2 protein-coding genes and 1 pseudogene are annotated in these 4244 nt (G+C 40.6%); all 3 read right to left on the reverse strand.

The genetic code is table 11. The annotated features are described in order from the left end of the window. Positions 1-123: 123 nt before the first annotated feature. Positions 124-1038 carry a hypothetical protein gene (locus H6S82_RS21140; protein WP_190472063.1) on the reverse strand — a complete coding sequence of 305 codons (915 nt, stop codon included), beginning with the start codon at positions 1036-1038 and terminating at the stop codon, positions 124-126. A 46-nt stretch (positions 1039-1084) separates the two neighbouring features. Further along, entirely contained in the window at positions 1085-1834 is a 750-nt protein-coding gene (locus tag H6S82_RS21145) for a nuclease A inhibitor family protein (RefSeq protein WP_191056657.1), read from the reverse strand. Between the two features lie 4 nt (positions 1835-1838). Beyond that, positions 1839-4244 (reverse strand): annotated as a pseudogene (locus tag H6S82_RS21150) (hypothetical protein); the annotation flags it as partial.

The raw sequence follows: 4244 nt of genomic DNA on the forward strand, positions 1-4244 counted from the left end.
TTTTTACAATACATTTGTACTATCCGTGGGTAGCGATCGCACTCCTGCAAGTGCCTTAACAAAAGTTCATACAGTGTCGATTACTTTTGTCCGACTACTTACCACTTAGTTGAAGAATGTAGGTTAAGGATTATACTCAAATTCCAAGAGCGATCGCACTCCTAACCAATCCCCTGTCGGTGTTTGTCCTATTTCGTAATAGTAGCCAATATCCCAAAAACTGAGGTTATATATGGCCTTCTCGCCCAATTTTGTATTGAAAAACTCATTCAACTTCGGAATATGGTTGTATTCTTTTGAACGATATCCAACATTTGTTTTTTCTACAATCAGCATTCCCGCGCTTTGTAAAGCCACTTTAATTGCTACAGCTTTTTTGTTGGCAATAGCGTATACGATCTGATGTTCGTAGGTGTAGTTATAATCACCATAGTAGTAACCGTAAAGCGTAATTGGCGGAAGTTCCGAGATAATACTATGGATTTTAGATTGTAAGTCTAATTTGATATCAGTGGCTTCTGCTAACTCAAATTTTCGCTCTTTGGAACGACGATAACTTACTTGATCGGGAACAGTTTGAGATAAACAAAGCCAATTTCCATCATCGGTTTTACCAATTATGATATAAAAGCAATAATTTGGACGATGACGATCAAAATAGCTATCGTTTACCTTCGGAATACTCAATCTAAAAGCTTGCAAATCTCGCAACTCTGCTTTTATAAGTTGTGATAACTGTTGATATGATTCAAATCGTTTAGCTTCAATTTCCGCATTCCATTCATCCTCGCGTTCATTTCTAGGAGGTGCGTACTCATAATCATTTTTAGATTGATCTGTTGGAGTTCCCCAGCGTTCGACTGATTGCCAATGCGCGATCGCCACATCCACATCTGTCAAGCTGACAAAACCTTGTGCGATCGCTAAATTCCAAACATTCAATTCCCCTTGTACTTCCGTCTCCCAAACAAATATGCGAGATGGATGCCAAAGGAGGACTTCTAGCGTACCAAGGAGTTGTTCTGTTTCTGGTTTCATAATCAATTTCTCTCCAAATTTAATCCCAATAACCGCTAGTAGAAACTCACAACCAATCTCCATTTAGAATTTGCCCAACAGCATAGATACCGCTTTCAATTACATAGGTTCGGAGTTGCTTCAGTTGGGAAAGCATAAAATTATTTAGCCTTTGATGCTTCAAACCAAAATATTTATAAGTTTGAATGTATTGCGATGAATTTAAAAGTTTAATTAAAACTTGTGTTTTAGATGGAGCAACTTCCCAAATTAACTCTTGATTTGGTTGTTCTTCTCTTTTTGTTAAAAATTCAAGTGCTTCAAGAAAAGGTTTAATTTGGGTTTTTATTTTTTTTGCTTCATCGCTGTAATAACCATCTTCTATACCGAAATAATCTCCAAATTTAGGAGTCCATATTCCATATTTGAGTGCTGTTATCCCAATCCAGGCATCATCGGCAGTTTTACCAACAATCATCTGGGACGCAAGGCTATCACAGCCCAAGTTATAAAACTCTAAGTCGGTTAAATGGGATGGCAATTCATCAATCAAGGTAATAGGTGGCTGATGTGTTTGACTGATGTTTGATGGTTGCTTTAATGCCTTTGCAGCACGTTGCCAAGCTTTGGTAAAATCTGGCAAATCTACAATTTGCAAACGATTTTTATAAATGAGGAAATTTACCAAATTAAATTCTCCTTGCTCTGCAACTTGCCAGACAAATGGTTCAATGGCAGCATCGCCTGCACTGCTGTACAATAAATCTTCTGTGATGACTTCCAAAGTTGCTAAAAGTTGCTCGGTTTTTGGATTCATAAAATTAGAAGTTTTCCAGATAAGATTTTGCAGTAGCTCGAACAATGCGGTTACAATCTCGTGCAAGTTGCTGACGGATTTCTACAGGACTAGATGGATTATCGGCGACGGCGTAGCGATCGCACCAAAATACAGATTGAGAACCTTGTCCGATCGCATCAACAGGAGTTAACGGGTGCAGGAGAGCCACAAAGCGCACAAATGCGTTAGGAGATTGGACGTATTCTGATAGTAATGTTGGTAAATCGTCGGTATTGGGATTGTAAATGCGGCTGAGTCCGCGTAATGTTGGGCTAGTTTGACGGGTGAAAGGTTGGATTACTAAATCTCGCAAAGATTCGCGAATTGTAGCTGGTGTATGAGGATTTTTGGCAACGGCGCGACGGACTTCGACTTTTTCATCTGGCGCGAGTTGTTCTAAAACGGATGGTGTAGTGTTGGGATTGGATGCGATCGCTTCTCTCACTTTTGCATCCACATCTTGACTGAGAAATTCCAAAGTATTCGCGGGTGTATTGGGATTGGTAGCTACTTTGTGACGAACGTATTCCTCTCGATCTGAAGCGAGAGTTTGCAAGATGGAAATCGGACAATTGGTAGAAGATGCGATCGTACAACGTACCTGTACATTTTCATCTCGTGCAAGTTGCTCCCAAAGTTCGGGAGTTGCGTTCGGATTATGTATCAAAAGACTGCGAATTTTTGGACTTGGATCGAAAGCTAACCTTGCCAAAATTTGGGAAGTCAAACTGGGATTGTAAACTAAAGATTCTAATACTTCTTCAGGTGTTCTAGGGCCAGAAAAATCATTGGGTTCTCGCCCTATTTCTTCTCCACCAGCAAACTCCCTTGCAGCCAGCATTTCCAAAACTGCAATAGGAGTATGGGGTTTTCCCGCAAGCATTTTGAGAATTTCATTATTTTCACCACTCCTCCTCGTGCTTTTGTTAGCATCGTTTGTTGTGGAAGGTGCATTAGCTTCACTTTCTATATATCGAGCAAGTAGTTCTAGCGCCGCAGGGGGAGTATTGGGATTTCCCGCTACGTTATGACGAATTGTATAGTCGGGGTGGGTAGCTAGTTGTTCTAAAATGTGAGGAGGCGTGTTGCGATTGGACGCTACTCTAGACACAGTGTAGATATAAGAGTCGCGAGATAGTTTTTCGAGAGCGCTAACTGGTGTATTGGGATGTGAAGCTACTTCATAACGTACTGAATAATTATTATGATTTGCCAATTGTTCTAAAGTGCTGGCAGGCATTTGAGAGCCTTGAACTGAATACTTGAGCAAATCGACTAATCTATCTCCACTCATCCGAGATGCTGCTTGAGCTAGCACATTACCAGGAGTTTTGGGATTGCGGATGTTCAAAATTCCTTCTTCTAAACCTAAACGTTCCAAAACTGCAACAGGAGTATTAAGATTAGCTATTAATTTATTCTTGACTTCGCGGCTAGTATCATTCGCCAACTTCATTAAAATCTCTACGGGTGTGTCAGAATTTTCTGCAACCGTTGCTCTTACCTTTTCAGATTCATCATTGGCTAATATTTCCAAAACTTGAACTGGTGTCTCTCTATGGGAACTTTTGTATGCCAGTCCGCGCCGTACAGAATCGCTGGGATCGCGTGTTAATTCTAAACGAATTTTTAACGGTAAGTTTTGATTGTCTAGCAATACGCTACGAACGGTTTCATCGGGATGTTTGGCGAGTTGTTCTAGAATGTGAACCGGAGTCAGGAAATTACGAGCAGCGTTGTAGAGAGCGTTGCGATCGCCACTTTTCAAAACTTCTGCCAACGCAAAAGGACTATTCGGGCGACGTGACATAAACTCGCGTGCTTTTGCATTTTCCTGATCTTGTTCTTTTTCAAGCACTAACCGATAGCGTTCCAAAATCGGTAAATTTCGATTTTTAGCTACCAAATCTAACATTGATAGATTACCATGAAGAGGGTCTTCGTCTGGTAGTTTGACAAATCGAATTAGCAAATCGGCAGGTGCGTTTGGATTTTCAGCGATCGTCCTCAATAAATAGTTATGTGGCTGAAGTTCATCAGCAATTCGTCTGAGTAAGGATTCAGGAGCAGCCGGATTTTTAGCAATTGCCTCTTTCTTACCTTGTTCTAGTAGCTGCTCTAAAATATCTAGGGGAGTGCGAGGATCTTTGGCAATTATATTTCCAGCAAGACCAAATGTAATGAGTTGCTGTAAATATTCCCGACGCTCTGCTTCTGGAATTGCTGGATTATAGGCAAGTGCCAAAAACACATCGCTATCTCTGTTATAATAATCATAACGATCGATCGAGTTTGATGGTCTAATTAGTTGATTTTTAAGAATTTCTCTCAACGTTGCTGGAGTTCTAGGATTAGCAACTAATGCGACACCAACAGAGCGCAAGTTGCT

Source organism: Planktothrix sp. FACHB-1355, assembly GCF_014748295.1.
Classification (GTDB): domain Bacteria; phylum Cyanobacteriota; class Cyanobacteriia; order Cyanobacteriales; family Aerosakkonemataceae; genus Aerosakkonema; species Aerosakkonema funiforme_A.

What these genes read in the sequence shown, in the direction of transcription:
- H6S82_RS21140 (WP_190472063.1), bottom strand. Translation starts at nt 1,038, where the DNA reads ATGAAACCAGAAACAGAACAACTCCTTGGTACGCTAGAAGTCCTCCTT.
- H6S82_RS21145 (WP_191056657.1), bottom strand. Translation starts at nt 1,834, where the DNA reads ATGAATCCAAAAACCGAGCAACTTTTAGCAACTTTGGAAGTCATCACA.